A 26934-nucleotide genomic window follows, 5' to 3' on the forward strand; every position below is an offset into this window, starting at 1 on the left:
TATTTTTGATTTTATACATTTGCTAATTTTTCTGTAATCATCTTACGTAAAGCTTTTTTACTGACTTTCCCGAAAGGTGTTTGCGGAAAGGAATTAACGATCTCGATTCGATCAGGAATTTTATAAGTTGCAATCCCTCTCTTTTGCAGAAACGCCTTTATTTCAGCGGCAGACGGTGTTTGCTCAAATGGGATAATAAATGCACAAGACCGCTCACCGAGAAATTTATCAGGCATGGAGACAATCGCGACATCTAATACATGACGATGTGCAATCAGATGATCTTCCACTTCTTCTGCTGCTATTTTTTCACCACCACGGTTAATTTGATCTTTGACTCGGCCTTCCATAACGATATATCCTGCTTCATTTAAACTCACTAAATCCCCTGTACGGTAAAATCCATCTGAAGTAAATGCTTTTGCATTATGGTGATCTGCTTTATAATATCCCCGGATTGTATATGGGCCACGAGTTAACAATTCTCCGGCTTCTCCTTGTGCTACTTCACGATCTTCCTCGTCAACAATCCGGATTTCATCGTAAGGGGACATCGGACGCCCTTGGGTATGGATGACAATTTCATCGGGATCATCTAATCTGGTATAATTCACTAAACCTTCAGCCATCCCATAAACCTGCTGCAATTTGCAATCAAATGCTGGCTGAATTCTTTTAGCAGTTTCTGAACTGAAATGTGCACCACCGACTTGAATAACCTGAAGACTGGAGAAATCGCAAGAACGTGTTTTGACAGCTTCCAGCCAAATAATTGCTAGTGGCGGAACAAGTGCTGTAATACTTACTTTCTCTTTTTCAATCAGTGGAAAGGCTTCATCTGGACTCGGACCAGGGGAAAGAACAATCCTGGCACCAGCATAAAGTGCGCCAAGCACCCCCGGTGAACTTAACGGATAATTATGCGCAATCGGCAAAACGGCCAAATAGACGCTCTGCTCGTTTAGGTCGCATATTTCATTGCTCCTGCGCAAGCTATAAATATATTCATCATGTGTTCTCGGTATCAGTTTAGAAAGCCCTGTGCTTCCTCCTGAAAGCTGTAGAAAAGCAATGTCACTAGGTGATACTTCAGGCTGTATATATTGATCATCGATATATAAATCGGCTAATTTCATAAAATCCTCTGATTCACCAAGTGTAATAACATGCTGCAAGGAAGGTGTATTTTCACGTACTTCCCGAGCCATGTCGAAATAATTATAGCCATTGAAATGATCTGGCATAATATACGCCTTCGCTTCCGAAAATGCGCAGAAATATTGGATCTCACTATATCGATGCGTCGGAAGTGAAAACACTGGCAATACACCCAGCCTAAACAATGCAAAACAAACCTCAAAAAATGCAATTGTATTTGGTAATTGAACGACAACACGGTCTTCTTTTTTTAATCCTATTCGCTGAAATCCTGCAGCTAATTGGTCTACTCTCTCATCCAATGTTTTATAGCTCACATGCTCTTCACCATACGTTAAAGCAATATTCTCACTATACATAGCGGCTCTATCACGCAATATTTGCCCAAATGTTTCACCCCGCCAGCAATCTGTATCACGGTAAAATGCGGCAATTTCATGGGGCCAAGGTTGACATCCATCTAACAAAATAGTTTCCTCCCTGCTCGTTCGTTTATAGTTTCCTGCAAAACTTCTATCAGTCTTTTATACCCATTGCCTGGAGCATCGTTCGAAACTTGGCTGAAGTCTCGTTCAATTCTTCTTCTGCTTTTGAACCAGCTACCACTCCCGCACCTGCAAACAGCCGTATAGAACGTTCCTTTACTTCGGCACAGCGTATTGTTACAATCCATTCTCCATCCCCGTTTTCATCACACCAACCGACCATTCCGGTAAAGAGACCTCGGTCAAATGGCTCTATCTCATAGATAGCTTCACGAGCTAATGCTGTTGGATAACCACAAACAGCTGGTGTCGGATGCAGTGCAATAGCGAGTTCCAGCGAAGATGTTTCGAGCTGTTTTAAAGTTCCACGTATCTCTGTCGAGAGATGCCACATTGCTTCTGTCTTCACTAAGGACGGTGACTCTGGCACTTCCATTGTTTCACAGAAAGGAGCAAGTGCTTCCTTCACCATGTCAACTACGACAGCATGCTCATATAAGTCTTTTTCCGAATCTAGCAGCTCGTTGGCCCGCCTTTGATCTTCGACTGAATCATCACTGCGAGGACGGGAACCTGCAAGGGGATTTGCAAATACAGTATGTCCGCATTTGGATACAAGCAGTTCTGGGCTTGCGCCAACTAGCGTACGTTTTCCTTTAGATTCCTTTTGTTTTCTGGTCGGTTTTTCATCCGTTAAATCGACTGCAAATGTATACCCTTGCTTATTATGTAGCGCCAGATTTCTTAAAAGCTGGTTAACATCAACCTGCTCCACTGTGCTAAAATGCAAAGCCCTGGAAACAACAATCTTGTCGATATGTCCTGTTGCAATCTTCTTCAACCCCTGGTTAACACCATTCATATATTCCTCTGGTTCTGGTATAGGCTGCATTTCATATGGATACATGTCGAATAAAGATTCCTGCTGTTCTTCGTCTATATCTAAAGGCTCGGAAACATCCACTTTCTCAGGAATAATTATTTCCGAATCTTCCGAGTAATCAAAAGGTACTGCTCCCACAGCAACAGGATAAGGGTGTCCAGCCTGCTTCGCTTGATTGAGAGCAGCCTCTACACGTGATGGTAGGCTAAATAATTGATTTTCAGTTTCCATTGCCTTCTCAATAACTGAAAATATACCTTTTCCTACCATCGTTTGATTTGGCGATGCTAGGAAGAAATCTCCTGCTGCATACTCATCTAGCATCGATTTATGTTTTGCAACACTTGTTTTACTCACTTTCTAATTACCTCCTCCATGTTATATGCCTAAAGTAGCTCCTCCATCGATAACCATATCGTGCATGGTTATATGGGATGCATGATCGGAAACTAAAAATAGTACCGTTTCAGCAATATCCTTTGGTTTGCCTAGCTTACCCAGAGGAATTCCAACTCGGTATGCCTCAGATTGGCCTTCTATCGTTTTTTGGGCACCGTGTTCATCTTTCCAAAGTTTTTTCAGCATACTTGTTTCCGTGGAACCGGGAGAAATAACATTACAGCGAATGTTATACTGGGCGAGCTCTAGTCCCATACATTTTGTAAACATTGTTGCGGCCGCTTTAGAAGCTCCATATGCAGCCATTGCCATTCTTGGCATATGAGCCGCATTAGAGCTTACCGTAATGATGGCTCCACTTTTACGAGGGATCATGCGCCTAGAAACAGTACTTGATACATGAAACACGCCGGTAGCATTGACAGCAAAGCTTGCATTCCAATCTTCTTTATCGAGCACATCGATCTCTCCTAATCGCAGCATACCAGCCGCATTTACTAGGATCTCGATAGGTCCGACATCGGATTCAATAAAAGCAACAACTTCCTCAACAGCATCTAAATTGCTGATATCTATTGAAAAACCTGTAGCCTGATAGCCTTTATCCTGCAATTCTTTTACGCACTTTTTCAGTACTTGACTATTTGTATCGATTGCCGCAATTACTGCACCATTCTCAGCAAGCTTCTCGGAAATAATTTGTCCCATCCCTCCTGCCGCCCCAGTAACGACAGCAATTTTCCCATTGATTTCACTCACATTCATAGCACCATTCCTTTCGAATAATTGGTTCTGGGTGAAAAAAATAATTGAGAATGATTTTCATTATCAATCATTGACACCCATCATAGACGCTATTAACGTGAAAATCAACTATTTTTCTTAATTTTTTATCATTTGGTAATTTTGTACTACACCTGTATTTCTTAAGTATAAATACATAGTTTTTTCTTTGTTTATCACTTTTTAAAAACGTAAAATATTGTACTTTTACAATAAAACACAATTGAAAATGATTATCAATATCAACTAAAGATATATGATAGGCTTGAAAATTTTAAAAATCAAGTGTTTTTCCATCGTTTATGTTATTTGCTCTTCTGTTCCTATTGCTAAGGTAATGCTTTATTTTTTCGAGTACTATAAAGGTCATTTATTAATGGATAAGTAAAATTGATTATGTGTAATAAAACAAAATCAGCCTTAAGACATGAATGAATTTTTTTTTAGTAATTTAGGGCTTATTTTCAAAGACTACCTGAAATTTGTGAGACTCCATATTTTGTTGTTAACTATTTTCGTGAAGAATTTATTTCATAAAAAAAGGGTATATATACACTTTAAGAAAGATGCTGTTAATGACATTGCACTAGGCATAACAGCATGGAATATATTTTCTTTCCCAGAAGCAGAGTTCTTGATTTCGGATTCCCTGAAATTATCATTGCTGGCACTGCTATTCAAGGTTTGCATTGCGAGAAACGCGTAATAGTTTATCCGATAGGAGAATTACTTCTGGAAAATAAAATTTCAACAGCGATTCCTTTGCAATCAGTTTAAAATTCGTTACTATTAATAGTAGAATCAATCTTGGGAGGGATAAAAATGGAACTAACTGTATATTTAGCGGGGCAAATTCATACAGATTGGCGTGATGAGGTACAACAAAAAGCAAAGGAACGAGATCTTCCATTAAAATTTGTTGCACCACAAACCAATCATGACCGTTCGGATGATATTGGAGAGGATATTTTAGGTGAACAGCCTGGCAAGTTGTATAAAGACGACGCCGCTTCCAGTGTAAATAACTTCCGTACACAAGTATTAATGCAGAAATCGGATGTTGTGATTGCGCTATTTGGAGAGCAGTATAAGCAATGGAACACTGCAATGGACGCAAGTGCTGCCATTGCAATGAATAAACCAACTATTATTATTCGTCCAGAATCTTTAATTCATCCGTTGAAAGAGCTTTCCAATAAAGCGAATGTTACAGTAGAAACAGTCGATCAGGCATTAGAGGTATTAGCATATATTTATGAATAAGAAGAACAAAAGCGCAAGTGCCTGATTAGCGATGTACCGACTGCGCTCCGAACGAAAGAACCGAAAGTAAGGGGTCTCCCTTACTTTCGGTTATTTTTTTCACTCCAGTATTCCCATTGACCGCGTAACAGCTTCACAACATGCACGAACATTTCCTGTCGCGATACCAGATCATTCGTGAAAATTCCAATCGCTCCTTCTCGAGTCCGTACTGCTTGCTTTTCTGCATAGCGATCCATTAGATCGCCTAGCTCTGCACCATCACGCAATCCAGCTTCTAGTTCTTTTGGTAAAGCAACTCGAGCACCACTAGCCGTAAATATCTGGCCCTCTGGTGTAACAAGTGCGCCCCAATTACATAAATATAACCTGCTGTCGACGTACATGACACCGCCCTCTAGTCCGATGCCAATTGCTATGTCTTCAACTTCCGCACATTGCGTTGCTCGATTTACTGCTCCAAGCATTGTTTCTTCGTCTGAAAATGGCTGTTTCGATACGCCAGAACTTGCATTGAAAGCAGTTATCGAAGCATCTGGAAAAACTTCGGAAACTGCATTAATTTTCGTTGGGTTTTTTGAACCAATTTTAATCTTCATCCTCATTCACCTCGTGCTTGTATAAACAATAAACTCGAAACTCCTTTACGCCTTTCTTATTACTTCAAGCATGTTTTGGTCTGTCGTTTTAACTAGCTTCACTAACAATTCTTTCGCTGCTGCATAATCGTCTACATGAATGATGGATGCAGACGTATGAATGTAACGTGAACAGATTCCAATAACTGCTGACGGCACACCATCACCAGACAGGTGTACACGCCCGGCATCTGTTCCACCTTGCGAAATAAAATATTGATATGGAATGTTGTTCGACTCTGCCGTATCCAAAACAAATTCACGCATACCGCGATGTGTAATCATCGTCCGGTCAAAAATACGAAGCAATGCGCCTTTGCCTAATTGACCAAACGCTTTTTTATCGCCTGATGCATCATTTGCTGGTGAAGCATCCAGTGCATAATAGATATCTGGTCCAATCATATTCGCTGCTACTTGTGCTCCGCGTAACCCAACTTCTTCTTGTACAGTTGCACCAGAATACAATTGGTTTGGCAATGTGTCATGTTGTAATTCCTTCATTAATTCGATAGCAAGCCCACAGCCGTAGCGGTTGTCCCAAGCTTTAGCAAGAATTTTTTTATTGTTTGCCATCGGCTCAAAAGGTGTGATTGGGACGATGGAATCTCCTGGACGTACGCCAATCTTCTCTACATCCTCCCGATCATCTGCACCGATATCAATGAGCATATTCTTAATTTCCATCGGCTTCTTACGTTGTGCCTCTGTTAAAAGATGTGGCGGGATTGAACCAATCACACCAATTACAGGACCGTTTTTCGTCATTACTTGGACACGCTGCGCAAGCATTACTTGATTCCACCAGCCACCAAGTGGTTGAAAGCGAAGCATACCATTGTCTGTTATTTGCGTCACCATAAAGCCGACTTCATCCATATGGCCTGCCACCATAACGCGCGGTCCTTCTCCATGCTTTACACCAAAAACGCCACCAAGGTTATCCTGAATGATCTCATCTGCATACTTTTCTAATTCTTTTTTCATAAAAGAACGGACAAGATGCTCATTCCCCGGCGCACCTTGCAGCTCTGTCAGATTTTTAAATAGCTCAAGTGTAACTTGTTTCATCTTATTTCCCTCCAAATAGGTATAAACGATTTAGAACATCCAATTTTAGTATAACTGAAACCGTCGAAAACTTTCCACTTATCACGCACTATCGTTTTCATTTTATGCGATAATCCTGTATACTTGCACATAATAGAGGTGTTCAACACGCACTTCATATACAGTCTACTAATCTTTTTCAAGAGGTGAACGTATTGAGCAGAAGAAAAGTGATTCTTGCCGCTGCATTCGGTTTTGCAATCGGATACTTGGCAAGGGAACAAGTCAACCACTATCAAAAAGTAACTCCAGAGAAAGCTTTAAATCATGCAAAAGAAATGTTTAAACGCAAAGGGCCAATTAGTGGATCATGGATTTATATGAAACCAGAGGAAGTCGAACGTAATGGCCTTCTTTATAATGCCTATCGCGGCGGCATTACCCGTAATATCGATGGTGAAAATAAGCAATATGAATTTTATGTAGATGTAGAAACTGGTGGGATTATCGACACGAAACAAACTGTATAAGAAGACAACAAAAGCTACTTTAGAAGATAATTACTTTTAAGGTAGCTTTTATTGTCTTCAAGTTATCTTTACCGCTTAAAGCCATTGCATCAATTCCCCTCCCCGGACTAGTCACAGTCTAACCAGCAAACGTTCATATTAATTCCATACTAAGTTTTTGTAAAATTGCAGGCAATTACCTATACAAACAGGTAAACTTATCGTATAATAAATGTAATTGATATAATATTTAGTCAATTCGACATTAATTTCATTTTTTTGACAGGAGGACACAAAATGATTCAAATTAATCTTACCATCGACTATGACGGTAAGCTCTACAACACGAATGTAATCACAACAAACGATACAAGTGATGAAGAAATATTGCAAATAGCTATTTCACAAATTGAACAGCAATGGAAAGAATGATTTCATAAGTAGGCATCTGTTAACGATACCTGCTTTTTTTAATTTCCTCCATAGATCGTCTATTGTATAACTATTTCAAGATTCTCCCCCCCAACTCCAATATCCACTTAAATAAAACCTATTATAAATTCAAATAAAATATGGCAAAAATTAAATCTATTTGCTATGATAATTCTTATATATTTTAAATGTTGATATAGGAGGTTTGTCCAAAATTTATACTAAGTAGTCCTTTTAATGTGAATTTTTTCACATTAAATATCATATTCATGCTTTAATTAGACAACGACAATTTGTAAACGATTTACGGATGACCTTATCTTTCAGTGGCAAAATAGATTATTGATTACATGTTTCGGAGGTATTTGATGAAAACAAATGAGTTAACATGGGCATTACTTATCTTGGTTATTGTTTTACTAGCATTTATCCTTCCCTATACCGTGCTCGCGAATGTTACAAAATGGTATGGAAGCTTCTTGTTATGGATTGCTTTGGCACTTATTACAATTATCATGAATTATTTCTTGACAAAGAATTGGGGTAAAAAATAATGACAACTTCTCTTGTTTGGTGGGCTATTTCGATTTACGTCTTGCTGGCCCTCGTTATTGCATTTCTATCCAGAACGGGCAAACAGCATAATATGGAGAGCTATTTTCTCGGCGACCGAAAAATGGGTGGATTTGTCTCAGCACTTAGCTACAGCGCTACCACTTACAGTGCATTTATGCTCGTGGGGCTAGCTGGTCTAACCTATAGTGGTGGTGTAGGAGCACTCGGGTTTGAACTAATATACTTGATGGGTGTTTCATTAGTTGCCTTCTTTGGTCCTCGATTTTGGGTGGTGGGGAAAAAGTATGGGTATGTGACACCATCTGAAATGCTTGGTGATCGTTATGATAATAAATATGTTGCAATTGTTGTTGCGGTTACAAACTGTTTGTTTCTTATACCGTACAGTGCTGTTCAGCTTTCAGGTGTCGGTTACTTATTGCAAGGTGTTACGAATAATGCTATTCCTTATACGACAGGTGTCCTTATTGCTACACTACTTGCGATTGTTTTTACATACATTGCCGGTATTCGTTCTGTAGCATGGACAGACTCCCTTCAAGCATTGTTTATGATTGTTAGCTCTACAGTGGTTGTACTTATTCTTGTGAACGGATTAGGTGGGTTTACTACATTCTTTGAAACGATTGAAACGACGCAACCTGAATTATTAACGGTTCCAGGTAACGGATTTTTTAGTTTTCTTACATTTCTAGGATTAACGATTCCTTGGTTCTTCTTTAGTCTTTCCAATCCACAAGTCAGTCAACGTTTGTATATGCCAGCATCCTTAAAAAGCTTAAAAAATATGCTGATGGGCTTTCTTGTATTTGGTTTTATTTATACCTTTGTTGCTATTATCTGGGGCTACTCTGCTGCAATCATGTTTCCTAACTTAGAAAACGCTGATCTTGCAACACCATTGGTGCTTTCTTCAGATTTAGTACCTCCTGTCCTTGGAGTTATCGTCATGGTTGGGATCATGGCGGCGGCAATTTCAACAATCGATTCGATTTTATTAACGTTATCATCCCTTTTTGCTAAGGATGTTTATGGAAATATCAAAAAGAATACGAGTGACAGGTTACAGCTTCGAGTTGGAAAAATTGTTATTCCAATCATCGCTCTCCTTGCCTATCTTTTTGCTGAAATGCAACTGAATTTAATTGCAGTGCTTTCTGTAGCTTCCTCGGCTGGATTAATTGTAGTTGTGCCAGCAATCATTGGAACCTTCTTTTGGAAAAGAGGAAGTGCAGCAGGTGTTCTTTCCAGTGTTTTAGTTGCTGGGATTATTGTTATTCTTCTCGAGTTTTTCCAAGTGAAACCATTTGGACTTGCCTCGGGACTTTGGGGAATTGGAATTTCAACGATTCTTTTTATTGGAGTTAGTTTACTAACAAAAGCTCCCGAAGCAAAAGCAAATGAATTTCTTACCTATATCCGCCAAGCATTAAAAAAAGAAAGCTAGGAAGTTGAGTCCCTTCAATTTTGAAGGGGTCTTTTTTATTGTCATGAATAGTTAACTCACCATGTTTATTTTCCAATGAATGACTTCTCTTAGAATGGGATAACCTATAAAAAGTATGTTCACTATAGAGAGGATGCGGATTCTATGAAATATATCAAACCGTTAATCATTAAATTTATTTTAACAACTGTCATTGTAAGCATTGTCCTTGGACTCTTTTTCAATGTTTCTTTTGCAGGAGTAATAACAACAAGTGTGCTTCTTACTGGACTGGCTTTTCTTGGTGATGTGTTTGTTATACCATTGATTGAAAAAAGCATGGCATTAATCAGCGATTTTATCCTTGCATGGGTAGTTGTGCTTTTTATTGGAAATATGCTCTTTAACGCATCCGTTCCAATTGGTTCAGCAGCATTTATAACTGCCGCCGTCATCACCGTTGGGGAAGTATTTTTCCATCAATATATGAGGCGAGAAGTGTTACGAAATTTAAAAAATACGGAGAACAAAGTTGTTTACCTTCCAAAACGATATTTCCAAACAGAGTTTAGTTCGGAGTTAGATAAACCAAATGATCCAACAAATCAAGATGAAAAATAATATTTTGTATTTGTAGGAGTATTTTTTATAAAATGGTACACAATATGGATTGTAAAAGCCACTTTATGATGTAGTGAATTGTTTTTACAAACAAATCCTAGGAGGAATAACATGAATAACAGACAGAACAACCGCAATAGAAACAACAATAACAACAATCATAACAATAATAACCAGGAAGTTAATAACGTTGAGTTCGCGAACGAATTTCTAGATGATTTAGATAACAATAACAACAACAACAATAACAACAACGATAACAATAATAAACGTAACAGAAACAATAACAACAATCGTTAATACGGAAACCTGTCTCGCGGATCAGTGAGACAGGTTTTTTAAGTGATAACATCATATCCTGATTGGAATCGGTAAATAAAGAAACCCGAGTAGTTTATACTCAGGCTCATTAACGAAAAGATGATAACAATTGATTATGTGCTGCTTTCGCAGATTCTGCAGCTATTTTCAGATTCGATTTGATTTTAGGGTTTGCTGAAGTTTGTGCAAGCACTTCTAACTGATTGGCAATTTTCTGATGTTCACCTATCAAATAATGTAAGTTCTCTAATTCCGTATGTGTTAAATACTGGTTCATAACTCATTTCCCTCTCTTTGTGTATATTAAATTATTCTTTCCTTAAGAATGGTGAATCATACCGGTGAATCACGAAAAAAACTCCAATTATAGTGTATGAAAGTGCAAGGTTGTCTCATTACGAATTTTTTCTAGGTTGTGTTGAAAGGTGTATGATGTAGATGCAATGTTTTTTCTTTTAGTGAAGTTAAAGGAGATAACTAGGTAATAGGAAAAAAAATCAATCCACTTATAGGGTGAATTGATTCCTAAGGTAATAAATTATTTAACTATTTCTTGAAGCAATTTCTGCATAGGCTGCTTTTGTTACAGTTATCAAATCAAATGGTGCTAATTCGATTTGCATCCCTCTTTTTCCAGCTGAGACAACGATTCTTCCCATCGTTTTAGCTTCAGCAGCAAGATACGTTGAAAAACTTTTTTTCATTCCAATCGGTGAGCAGCCACCACGTATATAGCCTGTTGTTTTTTCTAAATCCTTCATCGGTAGCATTTCCATCTTTTTGTTGTCACTTACTTTTGCTAATGCTTTTAAATCGAGTTCATTTTCAGCTGGGATACAGGCTATCGTCACACCAGTCTTATCACCGACTGTCACTAAGGTTTTATATATTTTATCAAGTTGCATACCTACTTTTTCCGCAGCAGTCCGAGCATCTAACTGCTCCTCGTTCCACGGATATTCATAAATGGTATAGTCAATTTTTTCTTTATCCAACAAGCGGATGGCATTCGTTTTTTGTATCTTTTTTTTCTTCATTGGGTAGTGACCTTCTTTAACGATTTTGTATACAATCATCTTATCATAAATCTGATAGTTCCCTATAGGAAACTGCCCATTCACGTACAGGTTCTATCTTTTAAGCTTTGGTTGAAGATTGATACTTCCCCACATACTCCTCTTGGTCGAGTACTTCTATAACAGTTGACCAATGCAATACAGTTCCAACGAAATCTCTTATATCCAATCCTTTCATTTCATAAGTAGCTTCGTCATTAACCGTCCCAGTTGCATCTTCAATAAACGTTACCCGATAGCCTCTGTCATAAGCAGCGATTGCAGTAAATTGACAGCAAAATTCTGTTTCGAATCCTGTTATAAAGAGATGATTTACTCCGAGTTGATCTAACTTTTCACTCAGATTTGTCTGAAAAAAGGAACTTGGCGTCTTCTTTTCAATTACAATATCTGCATATTTTTTTAAAGCATGATGCAATTCTGAGCTTGGGGATTCCCTATAAAATGGACTTTTTTCATCACCTTCTAAATGTCTTATAAAAATTATGGGCTCCTCATTTTCTTTAAAATCACGAATAATAGATTCTATATTGTTCAGTTCTTGCTGGAAATCTTTACATTCTACAATAGCATGTTGCACGTCGATTACGAGCAGAGCTCTCATTATTACACCACCTAATTTATATTCTAAATAGTTAACCTAATTGCTTACCGTACTTTGAACAAACTGAACAAACGACTCTTCCTCTTCTACAAATGGATTATGATTGCTTCTCTCAAAAGTTGTCATACTTGCATTTGGCATTAAATCTGCTGCTTCTTTTGAAAAAACATGCGGACATTGCGCATCATAAAGCCCGCAATAAATAGATGCAGGAATTTGAATACTAGGTAACAAGGGTCTGACGTCGTAGGTTTTCAATTCTTGGTATGAAAAATAGTTGAGACGTGGACTGACCGCTTTTCCACTGTTTGGACGATTTATAATTTCTTCGTACTGTTCGTAGTCGAAGATAGACATTAAAAACCACTCTTTATTTAATGCTCTTCTTTCTTCAATCGGGGTTGTTGGTGAATCAAGCAAGCGTAAAATTTCAATTATACGAGCGTTATTCGGATTCTCTTTACAATAGATACTTCCTGGGTGATCCATATATGCAGCTGATGCGCATAGCCCTCCGCCAATTATTTTTGTTAGGCTCTCCTGTGCTGTTGCTCCATACATTAATGCAAGCATTCCTCCTGTTGAATGCCCTGCAAATCCCCATTTCGCAATGTTTAATGCTTCCCGAATTGCCTCTAAATCCTTAACCGTTTCAGACATACGATACTCTGATTCATGCACTGCTTTCACCGAGTTACCGCATCCTTTCAAATTCACTAAATAAACCGTATAGTGATCCGTAAATGGTTGGGCAAATGTATTTCCATTTGTATTATATTCGCTATACAGGTGAGTTACACATAGTGGCTCTCCGTTTCCCTTTTGAAAATATTCAAATCTTCCTCGGCTTGTCTCAATAAAGCTCTGTTTCCACACCATACCTACCTCGTTTCTCGTCTGTGTTTTCAAACAATTACTCTCTGTTTTATTAATTAAAAGCGCACCTTCTCTAAATTTACTGATTATTGTAAAGATAATCAGAATGCACCCACCCGTGAAAAATTCAATCGTCCAGACTGGCGACCATTATTGTACTGACAAACCAAATTATTACTGCTGGAATATAATATATAATAGCAATACCTATACCACCAATTAGAGGGTAAAGATTATTAAAATATATAATGTTATAGGAGAAGAAAAGAAGAAAAAAGATAAGAGCTTTTAAAAAAGAGCTACCATAGAAGACAAATCCAATTCCAGGAATAATTATGTTTGCAATAGTGCTGACACGTCGCTTGAATGATTTTTGTTCGTTTTTCAAAACAATAATTTCTTTGTGCAGTTCCCTTTTTAACATTTTTACTTCTTCATTTTCCATTTTCAAACTCCCTCGTTTAAAACTTTTTAATTTTCTAATACCGCAGAACAAACCTGTACCTTCATCAAAGAAAAAGATGCTAGTAGTCAATCCCAATATTTGCTTATTCGTTATTGCTAGGTCTTTAACAGCATGGCTCGATTGTTGAACACAATCCAATTGGACTCTTTAGCTACTTTGCCGCTTAAGCAATATCTCCTTCTTAAATAATACCATAATATTCAATTAATACACCCTAAAAAAAGGACGACCAAATTAATGATCGCCTTACTTAACACTTTCACCAATGACTTCAAGAAGAGTCCTATCATCATGCAGTACGAACGATTTATTTGTCCTCGCCATCAACAAATCGCAGCATTCCTTTACCAACAGATATAACATCCTCCTGATTAAAAATAATATAAGCTGTTTTTCCAATATATTTCTCACATTCAAATTCACCAAGAACTGTCACGTACCCCTTTTCAAAAAAGTATATGAGTTGCCTACCATGTTCCTCAACAGCACTTAAATCGTTATGTAAATATGCTTTAATCGGCTTATCGTATAATCTCATGTAAAATCATATCCTTTCCAATTACCTCCCAAATAAACTGCCCTTTTTTACCATGGTAAAAACATCCGATCAACGTAAATTGAATAGTCGCTCGAGTTTCTTGATAAGGATTCCTGTTATTTTAATAACTTAATACGAATCCTTAAAAAACCAAAAAAAAAGGTTATTAACCCAAAATGTCTAATCAACTTTTAAATTATGCTCTTTTAATATTCAAATTCTTATCTGTGGGATTAATCAGTCATTAAGCATTTTTTGCTTGTTTTGATAAGACCTTGTTTGTACCACTTTGCCATTTTAAGAACAGATAAATCCCAATAATGATTAAAGAGCCGCCAAATATCTCTACAAATGTTAACATTTCATTCAAGAAAACAATAGCTAATAATGAAGCACCGATAGGTTCACCTAAAGTACTCATAGATACAGTGGTTGTATTTACATAATTCAACAATAAGTTATATATGATATGTGCCCCAGTTGGAAAAATGGCAAGTAATATAAATACCATCCAATCATTAGCTGAATAACCGTTAAGAGGAATTTCACCAATGATATTAAAAATAATCATGGTTGTACCCGCAAAAAAGAAAACTAGAAAGCTGTAAACCCAATGATTAAGTGATTTCACGTTTCTTTGACCAATTAACAGATAAAATACTACAGAAAAAACAGATAGTAGTGATAATATATTTCCAAATAATACATCTCTGCCTAATCCAAGGTTACCTCCTCCAACAATAGCAACTCCAAAAAAAGCAATGCCCAAAGTTAAAAGTGTACGTAAATGTATTTTTTCTTTAAAGAAAATAAGCCCTCCAATTAGTGCTATCGCTGGCTGTAGGGCTAATATCAAAGTAGAACTTGCAACAGATGTATGATTAAGTGATTCAAACCACAATCCAAAATGACCAGCTAAAAACATACCCGCGAAGATAATAGCAAGCCATTCTTTTCTTGTAATCTGTTTTAGTGTTTTTCTATACTTTAGAACAAACGGCAATAATAACAGACATCCTAAAAACATCCGATACATAACCATAATGGTAGAAGGTGCATTAGATAATTTAACGAAAATAGCTGATAAAGAAATACAAACAATTGTAATAACAAGTAAAACATTTATGTTTTTCGGCTTCATATAAATTCCCCTCCAGACTTGAATAAACTCATCATAATTGATATATTACATATTAGATATCAAAAAGTAAATACTTTTTTTGCAGGTGATAAAATGAATTTAAAAGGGAATAAAATTAATCGTGTATCGATGCGTAATAATGCTTATGAAATCATTAAAGATGCCATTATATCTGGTGAATTAAAACCTGAGATGAAGATTAAGGATAAGGAATTATCAGAGCAATTAGGTATAAGCCGGACACCAATAAGAGAGGCTATGTTAAGGTTAGAGGATGAGGGTTTTATTGTTAGCAAACCGAATAGTTTCACCATGGTTGCACCTATTAACATTACGGAGGTTAAAGAAACTTATAGCATAGTTATTGCTCTGGAATCACTTGCACTACAAGAAGCATTCATTCACACCACTCCTTCACAATTGAAGCAGCTGGCAGAAATAAATAACCTTTATAAGAGTGCTATTGAAGAAGGCAACGCCAAAAAATGTCTCCAATACGATATTGAGTTTCATGGGCATATTGTTAGAATGTCTAAGAATAAAGAGCTTGAAAAGCTATTAACTAAATTAAAAGAGAAAATAATAAGAATAGAATCATTCTACTTTCATAATGCCATCCCAAAACAAAAGTCTATTAATGAGCATGATATGATTATTGATGGGTTGGAAAATAAGAAATATAAAGAAGAAGCGGTAGACACGCTTAAAAATAATTGGTTGAATAGCCTTAAAAACATATTATCTGAAGATAAGTAGTTTAAGAGGTGAAACAAACTATGAATAAGTCGGAACACACCTCGCTTTAAAGGATATTGAGATAAACCTTTTATTATTATTTGTTAAGAATACTACATAAGATCCTTGACATCTAATAAAGAAAGCCATCTAAGTAGATGGCTTTCTTTTGTCATATTATCCTTTGTCTAGTAATTTCGTAAATGCTCCTCAAAACAACACCTTGAAGCCACAGACTTATAATTTAAATTTCTGTACAAGCCCATTCAATTCTTCTGCTAGGTTAGCAAGCTGGGATGATCCTGCAGCAATTTCATCCATCGAACTGCTTGATTGCTCCGAGGTTGCTGCGGCTTCTTCAACTCCTGCAGCTGCTTCTTCTGAAACAGAAGCAATCTCTTCGATTGAAGCATTCATCTCCTGACTGCTTGCGACTACTGCAGACAAGTTTTCTGCTGTTGCTTGAATATTTTCAGCCATATCCGTTACAGAAGCGCTGATTTTATGGAATGTTTCTCCTGTTGACTTAATTTGCGCTGTTCCAGCTTCAACCTCTTGATATCCCGTCATTAACGCATTTGCAACATCGCTGGATTCGCGTTGTATGTTCGTTGCAAAACCGGTGATATCAGAAACCGACTCTGATACTTGCTCAGCCAGCTTTCTCACCTCATCAGCTACAACGGCAAATCCTTTTCCTGATTCTCCTGCTCTTGCCGCTTCAATCGCAGCATTTAAAGCAAGTAAATTGGTCTGACTGGCAATATCTTGAATCACTTCGACAAGCTTTGTGATTTCCTGCGATTGTTTATCCAACGTTTCCATCTTTGTAACCGCTTCTTGGACAATGGTATCGATTTTCACCATTTGAGAATCCGAGGATGCCATCAATTGCATGCCCTCCTCTGTCATGTCTATTATATCGAGGGAAACAGTTCGAATTTGTTCTCCTTGTTGATTCGTTTCTTGGACACTGGAAGCAAAACTTCCCATCGCACTTGCAAGCTCACTTGCGCTATTTGCTTGTTTTTCAGTACCTTCAGCAATTTCCTGCATAGTAATTGCAATTTGCTCGGAGCCAGTTCTTACCTCCTGCGATGATTGTGTCATTTCTTCGCTCTTTGCCGAAACATTTTCTGATGCTTCAGCTACCTTTGATAAAGTAGCATGCAAATTGTCACGCATGGTTTGCATTGCACGTGTTAATTGTCCAACTTCATCTTCTTGCTGATTATCTTTAATGGCTATTCGTAAATTGCCTTTCGATAACTCTAGCATAAGCTCTGAGATTCTCCGTATCGGATTCGCTATCGTTCTGCTGAAGCGAATTGATACAAATAGAGCGATAATAATAAAGCCGACAACCATGATTACACTAATCCAGGAAAGCTGACTGTTTGTCGCACCAATTGTAGATATATCTTGTGAGATGCCAATGACACCAATTATTTCATTTCCTGTTGGACTAAGCATTGGTAAATAGGAATCCAATGTTTCCTCATTATGGTGTGAAACCTTTTGACCATTCATCACATTAGCTAGAATAGAAGCATCGCTCATCGTTCTTTCAATATTTTCTTCTTCAGAGGATTCCACAATTGTACCTTCCGTATTATACAAATTAATGTTAACGCCCTTTAGTTTTTCTTGTAATGCTTCTAGAAAATGATCATCGACACCCATCTGCAACGTTCCGATAATTTCCTGCTGATAAGAGATCGGAACAAAGGCTCTTACCGAAAGTCCAGATGTCCCAAATTCAAAACCAGAAATAGACTCGCCATCCAACGCATATTGAATTGCTTCCAAATTACTTTTGTCATCCCCATACTGAGTCGGTTCATGACCCCTTAGAAATACAATTCCATCTGTATCGCCATACTCAATTTTGTCAATCCCATGCTCTGAAAACAGTCGTGAATAAATGTCATTTACAAGATCTACTAATGTTTCACGGTCTCGTTGATGGTAAGCTTGTACGAACTCCAAATCTTGTGAATAGATTTCCGTTATTTTTTGGAGCTCTTCTGCAATGTTATCAAATTCTGATTGAATAATATGCTCCATCGTTTGCTGCTGGTCATCAATCAAATCATTGAACCCACTGTTCGTTGTTATCCAGATGACCGTTATGGTTATCCACATCGGTACAATCGTTAATACCAAAAATATCGTTAATAGTTTCTTTTTTAAACTGTCCATCCTTAAAAACTTTCTCATTCAATGCTCCCTCTCAACCTCTTTTAGAATATTGCACCCATTATAGTATCGGTAAACAAACAAAAAATTGAAGCGGAATGGTTGTTTTAATTCATTTCATAAAAACATATAATTAGAAACAGTAAAAACCAAAAAGGCTATGACCATTTTATTTTGGTCACAGCCTTTTTTCACATCCCATTTCGATTCATATAAAAAAATTGAATCAAAGCCCTAGCTCTTATTTCGTCTTTGTTGATTAATTCGAACCAGACGCTCTAATTTATCAAGCTCATAAAATAACTCAATAATACTATTCGCAATTGGAAAAACGTACGTCCACTTTTCAAAGTCAGATCCTTGCAGGGCATCAATGATATTGTTAATGGTAACCTGCATTGCTACTTTCGTTTCTTTTTGCAAATCCTTATCCAAAATAACCTTATCTTCATACATTAATAAAACATTTTCGCTGTAAGCATTAATTTCAATAACCAACTTTTTGATTAAGTGAAATTTAGCACTCGATATATTTTCGATATTTTTAAAATTATTCTCCAGGTGCTGAATCAATGTATGTTTTTTTCGTAAAACTTTAATCATATGCTTATAAAGAATAATTGTTCGTAAGAAATCCGGACGCTTCTTAATGAACAAGCTATTTCGTTCATCGGAAATAATTTCATAATAATCTCGTGTACGCTGGATCATCTTCTCTAATTCTTTATCTTCATCCTTCATTTGCGGAACGCTCATTGTTTGATTCGGAATAACCCGGAGAAGGAAATTCGTTTTCTCACTTGCATTTTTTATCATCGAAAACAAGATTTTCTGATGGTCTGGTGGATATACAAGCACATTAACGATAAATGCGGATAGTACACCAATTGCAACAAGTGATAAACGTTCAATAATGTAAATGAAGTTAATTCCAGCGTCACTGACTAGCATAATTGTTACAATAGTCAGCACTGTTAAACTAACCGTCTTATTCAAACCGAGCCGTATGTTAATCGCAATTGAAATAATAACAACTGCGGCAACAGAGATTGGATGATTACCAAGCAATACCAATCCAGCTAAAGCAAACGCCACTCCCACGCTGTTTGAAATAACTACTTCTTTAATATACTTGAACGAACGCATGATAGATGGCTGCATCGCTAGTACAGCCGCAATTGCTGCTACAAGCTCCAACTCTAATCCAATTAAACCGGTAACGAGTAATGTCAAAGCCACCGCAAGGCCGGTTTTTACCATACGGGGCCCAATATTAAATTCCATTCTTTGCACCTCTCTAGCAGTAGTATACCCTTTTCATCTATAACTGTCACTATTAGGTTTTCGGCAATTTTTTTACAACTTTATTACGAAAGATTGTTATGAAAATTAATTGCTTACAAGCCTTTTATCATTAGTAGCGAATATTCGCGACTTCAGTTGTGTAGATGAATCAACTTCTCGTAACATCAGTTATGAGAGGTTCGAGCAAACGGTATAATCTTACTTATGCAAACAGGAATGACTTTATACGAAGTACTTAATTTAACCAGCTTCCTTCGTTTGTTCCGATTTATTCGATTGTTCGATGCTTCGCTTTCCCCACCATGTTGCTAAAATAGGACCAGAAATATTGTGCCATACACTAAAAATTGCACTTGGTACTGCAGCGATTGGTGCAAAATGCGTCAGTGCCAATGCGGCGCCAAGTCCTGAATTTTGCATTCCAACTTCGATTGAAACAGCTTTCTGATCTTTAAAATTCAACTTAAACAACTTCGCAATAACATAGCCCACAAGGAGACCCAAACAATTATGCAAGACTACAACAGCAAATATTAACAGTCCTGTCTCAGCAATCGAGCCTTTGTTTACCGCGACAACAGCAGCAGCCACTGCAACAATACCAATAACTGAAACTAATGGCAAAACTGAGACACTTTTATCTACTTGTTTACTAAATAAAAGACGAACGATTACTCCTAGCACAATCGGCAATAATACGACCTGTACAATCGACATAAACATATCACCAAACGATACTGGAAGCCATTGACTTGCTAGTAAAAATGTAAGTGAGGGTGTCATAATCGGTGCAAGCAAAGTTGAAACAGAAGTAACTGTAACCGATAATGCCGTATTACCTTTCGCCATAAATGTCATAACATTCGATGCTGTTCCCCCAGGACAACATCCAACAAGAATGACACCAACTGCAACCTCTGGCGGCAATTGGAAAAGATGTGCTAAACCAAATGCTAATAACGGCATAATGGTATATTGTGCCACCACTCCAATAAGTACACTTTTCGGTTGTTTAAAAATGCCTTTAAAATCATTTACGGATAATGTTAATCCCATCCCGAACATGATAATTCCTAAGAGGAGTGGGATACGTGGAGCAATCCACGCAAAGCCAGCAGGATATAAATAACTAAATATTGCGAAAATAATGACCCAAAGTGCGAATGTACTTGTTGCAAAATTACTGATTTTTCCTAATGTCTTCATCTAGCTGTTCCTCCTGCGTTCCTAATTATGTATTGAACGTTTTTCGTGTAAATGATTCGTTAAATGAAGATTCTATCATAATTCTATATAGAAAGATAGCTATTTTCTGTTAATTTAAAATAAAGCGTATTCATTTTAATTTAACAATGGACGGCTTGCCAACTATACATTGCATTCAATTTTAATAAGGAAAAACCTGCAAGAGAACGCTGCTCCTACAGGTCTGGTTTTTTTAATTAGATACCAATTGAAAAATACTTCACTTCTAAATATTCTTCCATACCATGGTGACCACCTTCGCGACCGAGTCCGCTTTCCTTGAATCCCCCAAACGGAGCTTGTACAGTAGAAGGCATGCCATCGTTAATTCCAACAATTCCATATTCCAGCTTTTCTCCTATACGGACTGCTTTTGATATACTTTCTGTGAATAGGTAAGCAGCTAGCCCATATGGCGTGTTGTTAGCGCGATCAATCACTTCCGATTCTGTCGTAAATGTTGATATCGGTGCCAACGGTCCGAATGTTTCCTCATTCATACACAGCATCTCTTCGGTTACCCCTTTCAGTACAGTTGGTTCAACAAAATATCCATCTGATTCCTGATAGGATTCCCCTCCGTGAATAAGTTCAGCACCTTGATCAAGCGCATCCTTTAAATGTTGATTAACTTTTTCATATGCATCTTTGTCAATTAATGGGCCAATATCTACCCCTTCATCCATGCCATTGCCAACCTTTAGCTGGCTAACTTTTTGCTTAAATTTATCCGTAAATGCATCTACAACGTCCTCATGCACATAAATTCGGTTACTGCAAACACAGGTTTGCCCTGCATTTCGGAATTTCGAACGTACTGCCCCTTCTGCCGCTTTATCAAGATCCGCATCATTCATGACAATTAGTGGTGCATGTCCACCTAATTCCAAGGATATCTTTTTCACCGTGTCAGCCGATTTACGCATCAGAACCTTTCCAACCTCGGTAGATCCCGTAAACGAAACCTTGCGTACACGTGTATCCTCCATCCAAGCGTCACTAATTTCACCTGAATCTCCAGGTAGAATTTCTAGAACCCCCTCTGGTATCCCAGCTTTTTGCGCTAAATTCCCAAGTTTTATTGCTGTTAGCGGGGTTGCACTCGCAGGCTTCACAACCGCTGTGCAGCCTGCAGCCAGAGCGGGGGCTACTTTTCTAGTAATCATTGCCGCAGGGAAATTCCATGGTGTAATGGCAGCAATTACTCCTACTGGCTGCTTATGTACCATGATCCGTTTATTACGGGCCGAAGCTGGGATTGTTTCCCCATAAACGCGTTTTCCTTCCTCAGCATACCAAGAAATGAAGTTATTGGCATACGTAACTTCACCCTTTGCTTCTTCAAGTGGTTTTCCTTGCTCCAGCGTCATTGTCTTCGCAATATCTTCCACTTCTTCCTGAATCAAGTGATGCCATTTCATTAACAGCTCACTACGCTCTTCTGCCGTTCTCTCCGACCACTCCTGGAATGCTTTATAAGCACGGTCTACTGCTGCAGTTGCTTCTTCCTTACCAGCACGTGGGATGGATTCAATCTTTTCACCGTTCGCAGGATTAACAACATCAATCATTGCTTTTGTTTCTGACATCTTGCATTCCTCCTACATATTATTTGTCCTCTATTCCATACTATTACCTACTTTTAAATCTATGAAACATTTTAGTAGAAATCAAGTATCCTTTTGATGGACATATGTAAAACGAGCCCTGCCAATAGCAAGACTCGTTCGTTCATAATCATTCCTATTTTTCTCTTTTAATAATTTCAAGTGTTTCATTGAATTCATGCTCTACCGCTTCATTTCGCTTATATGTCAGTAGACTGACAACGACCGCAACTAGTAAACATAATAAAAAGCCTGGTACAATTTCATATAGGTATTTGGAAAGTTTGGAAGTTCCCCAAACAAATACGGTAACCGCACCAACAATCATACCCCACATCGCACCGATTCCTGTAATTTTTCTCCAATATAGTGTTAGAAGAATAATTGGTCCAAAGGAAGCCCCAAAGCCTGCCCAGGCAAAGGATACAAGATCAAGAATCGTATCGTTTTGCTGCCAAGCAAAAATCATGGCAATGGCCGAAACAAATAATACAGCCAACCTTCCAAGATTCACAAGCTGCTTATCACTTGCATCTGATTTAAATACAGCCTTATAAATATCTTCAACCAATGCCGAGGAGGTTACGATTAATTGTGAGGACACCGTACTCATAATCGCTGCCAATACAGCTGCAAGCATGATTCCGGCAATAAATGGATGGAAAATAATTTGACCTAATTGGATAAAAACTGCTTCATGGTTTGTTAATGTAATATCAGGATTTTGCTGAAAATATGCAACACCCACTAGAGCAGTAGCTGCTGCACCAACTAAAGAAAGAAACATCCAGCCAATTCCGATTCTCCTTGCTTTTTTCGTTTCCTTTACCGATTGAATCGCCATAAATCTTACAATAATATGTGGCTGTCCAAAATAACCTAATCCCCACGCTAAGGAGGAGATGACTCCAGTAGCTGTTGCTGTTGCAAAGAAGCTAAGCAGTGTTGGATCAAATTCTTGAATTGTACTTATCGTATCGCCAATCCCACCAGTTAGAAAAACACCGAAAATCGGGACAAGGACAAGTGCAAGAAACATCATCGTCCCTTGTACCACATCCGTAAAGCTAACCGCAAGGAAGCCACCAATAAATGTATAGACAATGGTTACACCTGCAACAACAAGTAGACCCGTATGATAGTTATAACCAAATGAGCTTTCAAAGAAAACTCCACCTGCTACCATCCCTGACGAAACGTAAAATGTAAAATAAACTAAAATTATAATACCAGATACGATTCGTAATACTTTTGAGTTATCTTTCAACCGATTATCAAAAAAGCTCGGAATGGTAATCGAATTATTTGATACTTGTGTATAAACGCGAAGTCGTGGTGCAACAAAAATCCAGTTTAACCAAGCACCAAGAAGCAGCCCAATTGCTATCCAACCTTCTACAAGCCCTGAAAGATAAATAGCACCAGGAAGTCCCATCAATAGCCATTGTGACATATCTGAAGCTCCAGCACTAAGTGCCGACACCGTCGCATTTAGATTTCTTCCTCCAAGCATGTAATCATCTAAGTTCGTTGTTCGCTTGTATGCATACAAGCCAATGGCTATCATTGCAATTAAATAAAGGATAATTGCAAGTAGCTGATATGTATAATCTGACATGTAATTCCCCCTTTGATTGAGCATTTTTCAATTTTAAAATTTTTATAACGCGGTTTAACTGAATTAGTTTTTTAGAATTATCGCATAAAAACGTGGATAAAACCAATTTTTAATAAAAAAACATAGAGTTAAATTGGTATGCAAGTAAAAAGTTTTGCTCGTACTTGCATCAAATCTTTCTGCTATACTAGCTTTTTATTTCGCTTCTTTCTCCATAATACAAACAACGAGAAAGCTGCTGCCCCAGTAATAATTGGTGATTTTTTCAGTTTATTTTCTTTCGTATAAAAGACATCCTTCATTACGAGATTCAGATTTTGCGGTCGCTCTGCTAAGCGGCGCATGAAATAGCCGAACCAATCCGTCCCAAAAGGAATATATGTGCAAAATTTATAGCCTTCTTGCCTCAGCTCACTATGCATTTCTGTACGAAATCCATAAAGCATTTGAAACTCAAACTTATCCTTACGTATATTATTCTCCTTTACAAACGCTTTCATTTCATTGATGATTTGATGGTCATGCGTAGCAATTGAAGTAAAAGCATCACCTAGTAAGCGCCCCTTCGCAAGCTTAACAAAATTGGCATCAATATCTTCCTTTGATTGAAAAGCTACCGCTTCGCTTTCTTTGTATGCACCTTTCACCATACGAATGCGAACATCCTGAAGCTGTTTTAGATCGTCCTCTGCTCGATATAAATACGTCTGTATTACGGTTCCGATATTATCAAATTTTTGTCGTAATACTTCTAGAATCTCGAGTGTCTTTTCATAATGTATATATTTTTCCATATCGATATTGATAAAAATATTATAGGATCCAGCTTTCTCCAAAATCTCAACCATGTTCTTTATGCAGAATTCCCGGTCAATATCAAGACCGATCTGGGTTAATTTCAAGGAAACATGACAATCTAAATTTTCTTCGTGAATTTTATCTAACACACTTAAAATTTCAGCTTTAGCAAAAGCCGCTTCTTCTATCTCATACACGAATTCCCCTAAATTATCTAATGTACAGGATATTCCATGAGCATTTATTTCTTTTACTGTCTCTACTACACTATCAATATCGATTCCTGCAACAAACTTTTCTGCCCCAAGCCGAAATCCCCATTTTTTTGCATTTGCATTTAAAATTTTATTGTTTGATAAACTAATAAAAAAATCTCTTGTTAGATTTCCCATAGCTGCCGCTCCTTTAAAAGTTACTTGTTCTAAGTTAAGCCCTAGCCTGAACGTTAGTTTTGCGGCAAGCCTTTCACCTGCCGCAAAACCATCCATTAAAATGTTTCTGATACAATTTTAGCTTCTAGAAAATGCTGCAAGTAATCTGGTCCACCTGCTTTGGAATCAGTGCCTGACATCTTAAAACCGCCAAATGGCTGGTATCCAACAATGGCAGCTGTACAGCCACGATTGAAATAAAGATTTCCAACATGGAAATCATAACGTGCTCGGTTTAAATGCTCACGGTTATTTGAAATAACTGCACCAGTTAAGCCATATTCTGTGTTGTTCGCGATTTCCAGCATTTCATCAAAATCTTGAGCTTTGGCAAAGGCTACAATCGGTCCGAAAATTTCTTCCTGCATGATTCTAGCGCTTGGATCTACATCTTTGAAAATCGTTGGATGAATAAAGAAACCAGTGGAGTCATCGGTTTTGCCACCATACGCAAGCTCGCCCTCTGCTTTTCCAATTTCAATGTAATCTTTAATTTTATCAAACTGCTTTTGATTCACGACGGCACCCATATAGACATTTTCTTCAGTTGGGTTTCCAACCGACAGCTTCTTCGTAAGAGCAATCGATTTTTCAAGTACTTCATCATACACATCTTGGTGAATTACAGCTCTCGAGCAAGCAGAACATTTCTGTCCAGAGAAACCAAATGCAGAGTTAACAATCGCATCCGCAGCCAAATCTAAATCCGCATCTTTATCCACAATAATTGTGTCTTTTCCACCCATCTCAGCAATGACACGCTTTAGAAATTGTTGTCTTTCCTGTACTTTGGCGGCACGTTCATAAATTCTTGTTCCAGTTGCACGAGATCCAGTAAAGTTAATAAAATGTGTTTCTTTATGGTCTACAAGGTAGTCACCAATTTCTGCTGGATCTCCTGGTACAAAGTTCAATACTCCTCTTGGCAAACCAGCTTCCTCTAACACTTCGACTAGTTTATAAGCAATAACTGGCGTGTTTTCCGATGGCTTTAACAGCACTGGATTTCCAGCTACAATCGGTGCTGCCACGGTCCCGCATACAATCGCAAAAGCAAAGTTCCATGGTGGGATAACAACACCAGGTCCCATTGGTTGGTAAAAATACGCGTTATGCTCATTTGGACGATCTGCTAACGGCTTTCCTTTTCCTAGCTCAATCATTTGACGACCATAATATTCTAAGAAGTCGATTCCTTCAGCAGTATCTCCATCAGCCTGATCCCAGGGCTTTCCAGCATCGAGAACTAGCCATGCGGAGAATTCATGCTTGCGTCTGCGTACAATTGCTGCTGCTCGGAATAATAGATCGGCTCGCTCCTGTACTGACCATGTTTTCCAAGTTTTAAAGGCACGCTGTGCACTCTCCATAGCCTGCTCAACATGATTCTTCGTTGCTTTTGACACTTTCCCGATAATTTGTTCTTTATTGCCAGGATTTATTGAAACAAGCTTATCTTCTGTAAATATTTTCTCTCCATCAATTACGAGTGGATATTCTTTTCCTAACTCACCCTTAACCTGCTCAAGTGCTTCTTGAAACTGTTGACGATTTTGATCATCTTTAAAATCTGTAAATGGCTCGTGTTTAAATGGCAAAACCATTGAATATACCTCCTTAAAATTAATAAGAATTCAGCTAGAATAATAGTTTTATTTCCTGCCTCATCAATGAACAAGCAAATTTCATGCCAACTTTTTATTTTTTTTACCTTTTCAACGAAAACGCTTACAGTGATAAGGTTTTTTTTA

28 protein-coding genes are annotated in these 26934 nt (G+C 37.7%); 9 read left to right on the forward strand and 19 right to left on the reverse strand.

What is annotated here, in order from left to right:
• Positions 1-11: 11 nt before the first annotated feature.
• From NYE61_RS04570 to NYE61_RS04580, 3 genes are read right to left on the reverse strand one after another with little or no spacing between them, the layout of a single operon-like run.
• Positions 12-1625, reverse strand: coding sequence for a (2,3-dihydroxybenzoyl)adenylate synthase (locus NYE61_RS04570; RefSeq protein WP_303450113.1), 1614 nt, complete (start codon positions 1623-1625; stop codon positions 12-14).
• A gap of 49 nt (positions 1626-1674) precedes the next feature.
• Positions 1675-2850 (reverse strand): isochorismate synthase DhbC, encoded by a 1176-nt coding sequence (gene dhbC / locus NYE61_RS04575; protein WP_303450239.1) that lies wholly within the window; start codon positions 2848-2850, stop codon positions 1675-1677.
• Between the two features lie 54 nt (positions 2851-2904).
• Positions 2905-3690 carry a 2,3-dihydro-2,3-dihydroxybenzoate dehydrogenase gene (locus tag NYE61_RS04580; protein WP_303450116.1) on the reverse strand — a complete coding sequence of 262 codons (786 nt, stop codon included), beginning with the start codon at positions 3688-3690 and terminating at the stop codon, positions 2905-2907.
• Positions 3691-4308: 618 nt separating this feature from the next.
• Here NYE61_RS04580 and NYE61_RS04585 point away from each other — a divergent pair.
• Together NYE61_RS04585 and NYE61_RS04590 are read left to right on the forward strand one after the other, a co-directional pair.
• On the forward strand, positions 4309-4485 hold the full coding sequence (locus NYE61_RS04585) for a hypothetical protein (RefSeq protein WP_303450119.1): 177 nt from the start codon (positions 4309-4311) through the stop codon (positions 4483-4485).
• A gap of 45 nt (positions 4486-4530) precedes the next feature.
• Positions 4531-4971, forward strand: coding sequence for a YtoQ family protein (locus NYE61_RS04590; protein ID WP_095307397.1), 441 nt, complete (start codon positions 4531-4533; stop codon positions 4969-4971).
• A gap of 80 nt (positions 4972-5051) precedes the next feature.
• Here the strand turns inward: NYE61_RS04590 and NYE61_RS04595 are convergent, their stop codons facing one another.
• On the reverse strand, positions 5052-5570 hold the full coding sequence (locus NYE61_RS04595) for a DUF84 family protein (protein ID WP_303450123.1): 519 nt from the start codon (positions 5568-5570) through the stop codon (positions 5052-5054).
• A gap of 45 nt (positions 5571-5615) precedes the next feature.
• A complete protein-coding gene (locus tag NYE61_RS04600) occupies positions 5616-6680 on the reverse strand; it encodes a M42 family metallopeptidase (RefSeq protein ID WP_118889025.1) in 1065 nt (354 codons plus the stop codon).
• A 194-nt stretch (positions 6681-6874) separates the two neighbouring features.
• Here NYE61_RS04600 and NYE61_RS04605 point away from each other — a divergent pair, with 194 nt between their 5' ends.
• From NYE61_RS04605 to NYE61_RS04630, 6 genes are all read left to right on the forward strand, one after another.
• Positions 6875-7189 carry a PepSY domain-containing protein gene (locus tag NYE61_RS04605; protein ID WP_095307401.1) on the forward strand — a complete coding sequence of 105 codons (315 nt, stop codon included), beginning with the start codon at positions 6875-6877 and terminating at the stop codon, positions 7187-7189.
• Positions 7190-7465: 276 nt separating this feature from the next.
• Complete coding sequence (locus NYE61_RS04610) at positions 7466-7600, forward strand: BA3454 family stress response protein (RefSeq protein ID WP_095307402.1); 135 nt, start codon at positions 7466-7468, stop codon at positions 7598-7600.
• Between the two features lie 368 nt (positions 7601-7968).
• On the forward strand, positions 7969-8154 hold the full coding sequence (locus tag NYE61_RS04615) for a hypothetical protein (RefSeq protein WP_095307403.1): 186 nt from the start codon (positions 7969-7971) through the stop codon (positions 8152-8154).
• Positions 8154-9623 carry a sodium:solute symporter family protein gene (locus NYE61_RS04620; protein ID WP_095307404.1) on the forward strand — a complete coding sequence of 490 codons (1470 nt, stop codon included), beginning with the start codon at positions 8154-8156 and terminating at the stop codon, positions 9621-9623. The genes NYE61_RS04615 and NYE61_RS04620 overlap by 1 nt, the downstream gene beginning before the upstream one ends.
• A 144-nt stretch (positions 9624-9767) precedes the next feature.
• Positions 9768-10223 carry a YndM family protein gene (locus NYE61_RS04625; RefSeq protein WP_095307406.1) on the forward strand — a complete coding sequence of 152 codons (456 nt, stop codon included), beginning with the start codon at positions 9768-9770 and terminating at the stop codon, positions 10221-10223.
• A gap of 111 nt (positions 10224-10334) precedes the next feature.
• Positions 10335-10523 (forward strand): hypothetical protein, encoded by a 189-nt coding sequence (locus tag NYE61_RS04630; protein WP_303450133.1) that lies wholly within the window; start codon positions 10335-10337, stop codon positions 10521-10523.
• Positions 10524-10632: 109 nt separating this feature from the next.
• On the opposite strand, the gene NYE61_RS04635 is transcribed toward NYE61_RS04630, so the two are convergent.
• From NYE61_RS04635 to NYE61_RS04665, 7 genes are all read right to left on the reverse strand, one after another.
• Complete coding sequence (locus NYE61_RS04635) at positions 10633-10821, reverse strand: hypothetical protein (RefSeq protein ID WP_095307408.1); 189 nt, start codon at positions 10819-10821, stop codon at positions 10633-10635.
• A gap of 265 nt (positions 10822-11086) precedes the next feature.
• On the reverse strand, positions 11087-11581 hold the full coding sequence (gene ybaK / locus NYE61_RS04640) for a Cys-tRNA(Pro) deacylase (protein WP_118889022.1): 495 nt from the start codon (positions 11579-11581) through the stop codon (positions 11087-11089).
• A gap of 100 nt (positions 11582-11681) precedes the next feature.
• Positions 11682-12224, reverse strand: a complete 543-nt coding sequence (locus NYE61_RS04645) for an isochorismatase family protein (protein WP_118889021.1) — start codon at positions 12222-12224, stop codon at positions 11682-11684.
• Between the two features lie 36 nt (positions 12225-12260).
• Complete coding sequence (locus NYE61_RS04650) at positions 12261-13100, reverse strand: alpha/beta hydrolase (protein WP_095307630.1); 840 nt, start codon at positions 13098-13100, stop codon at positions 12261-12263.
• A gap of 127 nt (positions 13101-13227) precedes the next feature.
• A complete protein-coding gene (locus NYE61_RS04655) occupies positions 13228-13545 on the reverse strand; it encodes a hypothetical protein (RefSeq protein WP_118889019.1) in 318 nt (105 codons plus the stop codon).
• Positions 13546-13873: 328 nt separating this feature from the next.
• Positions 13874-14104, reverse strand: coding sequence for a hypothetical protein (locus NYE61_RS04660; RefSeq protein ID WP_095307411.1), 231 nt, complete (start codon positions 14102-14104; stop codon positions 13874-13876).
• A gap of 244 nt (positions 14105-14348) precedes the next feature.
• Positions 14349-15245, reverse strand: a complete 897-nt coding sequence (locus NYE61_RS04665) for a DMT family transporter (protein WP_095307412.1) — start codon at positions 15243-15245, stop codon at positions 14349-14351.
• Between the two features lie 93 nt (positions 15246-15338).
• Between NYE61_RS04665 and NYE61_RS04670 the strand changes: the two genes are divergently transcribed.
• Positions 15339-16001 (forward strand): GntR family transcriptional regulator, encoded by a 663-nt coding sequence (locus NYE61_RS04670; RefSeq protein ID WP_303450148.1) that lies wholly within the window; start codon positions 15339-15341, stop codon positions 15999-16001.
• A gap of 216 nt (positions 16002-16217) precedes the next feature.
• On the opposite strand, the gene NYE61_RS04675 is transcribed toward NYE61_RS04670, so the two are convergent.
• The 7 genes from NYE61_RS04675 to pruA form a co-directional block, all read right to left on the reverse strand.
• Entirely contained in the window at positions 16218-18182 is a 1965-nt protein-coding gene (locus tag NYE61_RS04675; protein WP_339316948.1) for a methyl-accepting chemotaxis protein, read from the reverse strand.
• Between the two features lie 231 nt (positions 18183-18413).
• Entirely contained in the window at positions 18414-19463 is a 1050-nt protein-coding gene (locus NYE61_RS04680) for an aromatic acid exporter family protein (protein ID WP_251659991.1), read from the reverse strand.
• Positions 19464-19724: 261 nt separating this feature from the next.
• On the reverse strand, positions 19725-20690 hold the full coding sequence (locus NYE61_RS04685) for a bile acid:sodium symporter family protein (protein ID WP_095307416.1): 966 nt from the start codon (positions 20688-20690) through the stop codon (positions 19725-19727).
• A gap of 236 nt (positions 20691-20926) precedes the next feature.
• Positions 20927-22318, reverse strand: coding sequence for an NAD-dependent succinate-semialdehyde dehydrogenase (locus tag NYE61_RS04690; protein WP_118890292.1), 1392 nt, complete (start codon positions 22316-22318; stop codon positions 20927-20929).
• 154 nt (positions 22319-22472) lie between these two features.
• Entirely contained in the window at positions 22473-23954 is a 1482-nt protein-coding gene (gene putP, locus NYE61_RS04695; RefSeq protein WP_095307418.1) for a sodium/proline symporter PutP, read from the reverse strand.
• Between the two features lie 182 nt (positions 23955-24136).
• Positions 24137-25144 (reverse strand): proline dehydrogenase family protein, encoded by a 1008-nt coding sequence (locus NYE61_RS04700; RefSeq protein WP_251659987.1) that lies wholly within the window; start codon positions 25142-25144, stop codon positions 24137-24139.
• A 95-nt stretch (positions 25145-25239) separates the two neighbouring features.
• Positions 25240-26787, reverse strand: coding sequence for an L-glutamate gamma-semialdehyde dehydrogenase (pruA, locus tag NYE61_RS04705; protein WP_303450161.1), 1548 nt, complete (start codon positions 26785-26787; stop codon positions 25240-25242).
• Positions 26788-26934: the final 147 nt, after the last annotated feature.

Source organism: Oceanobacillus sp. FSL W7-1304 (genome assembly GCF_037969805.1).
Classification (GTDB): Bacteria; Bacillota; Bacilli; order Bacillales; family Amphibacillaceae; genus Oceanobacillus; species Oceanobacillus profundus.

Excerpts from the sequence above, each read along its gene's own strand:
- dhbC (WP_303450239.1), bottom strand. The coding sequence starts at position 2,850 with ATGCTAGATGAGTATGCAGCAGGAGATTTCTTCCTAGCATCGCCAAAT.
- NYE61_RS04580 (WP_303450116.1), bottom strand. The coding sequence starts at position 3,690 with ATGAATGTGAGTGAAATCAATGGGAAAATTGCTGTCGTTACTGGGGCG.
- NYE61_RS04585 (WP_303450119.1), top strand. The coding sequence starts at position 4,309 with ATGGAATATATTTTCTTTCCCAGAAGCAGAGTTCTTGATTTCGGATTC.
- NYE61_RS04590 (WP_095307397.1), top strand. The coding sequence starts at position 4,531 with ATGGAACTAACTGTATATTTAGCGGGGCAAATTCATACAGATTGGCGT.
- NYE61_RS04595 (WP_303450123.1), bottom strand. The coding sequence starts at position 5,570 with ATGAAGATTAAAATTGGTTCAAAAAACCCAACGAAAATTAATGCAGTT.
- NYE61_RS04600 (WP_118889025.1), bottom strand. The coding sequence starts at position 6,680 with ATGAAACAAGTTACACTTGAGCTATTTAAAAATCTGACAGAGCTGCAA.
- NYE61_RS04610 (WP_095307402.1), top strand. The coding sequence starts at position 7,466 with ATGATTCAAATTAATCTTACCATCGACTATGACGGTAAGCTCTACAAC.
- NYE61_RS04615 (WP_095307403.1), top strand. The coding sequence starts at position 7,969 with ATGAAAACAAATGAGTTAACATGGGCATTACTTATCTTGGTTATTGTT.
- NYE61_RS04620 (WP_095307404.1), top strand. The coding sequence starts at position 8,154 with ATGACAACTTCTCTTGTTTGGTGGGCTATTTCGATTTACGTCTTGCTG.
- NYE61_RS04625 (WP_095307406.1), top strand. The coding sequence starts at position 9,768 with ATGAAATATATCAAACCGTTAATCATTAAATTTATTTTAACAACTGTC.
- NYE61_RS04630 (WP_303450133.1), top strand. The coding sequence starts at position 10,335 with ATGAATAACAGACAGAACAACCGCAATAGAAACAACAATAACAACAAT.
- NYE61_RS04635 (WP_095307408.1), bottom strand. The coding sequence starts at position 10,821 with ATGAACCAGTATTTAACACATACGGAATTAGAGAACTTACATTATTTG.
- ybaK (WP_118889022.1), bottom strand. The coding sequence starts at position 11,581 with ATGAAGAAAAAAAAGATACAAAAAACGAATGCCATCCGCTTGTTGGAT.
- NYE61_RS04645 (WP_118889021.1), bottom strand. The coding sequence starts at position 12,224 with ATGAGAGCTCTGCTCGTAATCGACGTGCAACATGCTATTGTAGAATGT.
- NYE61_RS04655 (WP_118889019.1), bottom strand. The coding sequence starts at position 13,545 with ATGGAAAATGAAGAAGTAAAAATGTTAAAAAGGGAACTGCACAAAGAA.
- NYE61_RS04660 (WP_095307411.1), bottom strand. The coding sequence starts at position 14,104 with ATGAGATTATACGATAAGCCGATTAAAGCATATTTACATAACGATTTA.
- NYE61_RS04665 (WP_095307412.1), bottom strand. The coding sequence starts at position 15,245 with ATGAAGCCGAAAAACATAAATGTTTTACTTGTTATTACAATTGTTTGT.
- NYE61_RS04670 (WP_303450148.1), top strand. The coding sequence starts at position 15,339 with ATGAATTTAAAAGGGAATAAAATTAATCGTGTATCGATGCGTAATAAT.
- NYE61_RS04675 (WP_339316948.1), bottom strand. The coding sequence starts at position 18,182 with ATGGACAGTTTAAAAAAGAAACTATTAACGATATTTTTGGTATTAACG.
- NYE61_RS04680 (WP_251659991.1), bottom strand. The coding sequence starts at position 19,463 with ATGGAATTTAATATTGGGCCCCGTATGGTAAAAACCGGCCTTGCGGTG.
- NYE61_RS04685 (WP_095307416.1), bottom strand. The coding sequence starts at position 20,690 with ATGAAGACATTAGGAAAAATCAGTAATTTTGCAACAAGTACATTCGCA.
- NYE61_RS04690 (WP_118890292.1), bottom strand. The coding sequence starts at position 22,318 with ATGTCAGAAACAAAAGCAATGATTGATGTTGTTAATCCTGCGAACGGT.
- putP (WP_095307418.1), bottom strand. The coding sequence starts at position 23,954 with ATGTCAGATTATACATATCAGCTACTTGCAATTATCCTTTATTTAATT.
- NYE61_RS04700 (WP_251659987.1), bottom strand. The coding sequence starts at position 25,144 with ATGGGAAATCTAACAAGAGATTTTTTTATTAGTTTATCAAACAATAAA.
- pruA (WP_303450161.1), bottom strand. The coding sequence starts at position 26,787 with ATGGTTTTGCCATTTAAACACGAGCCATTTACAGATTTTAAAGATGAT.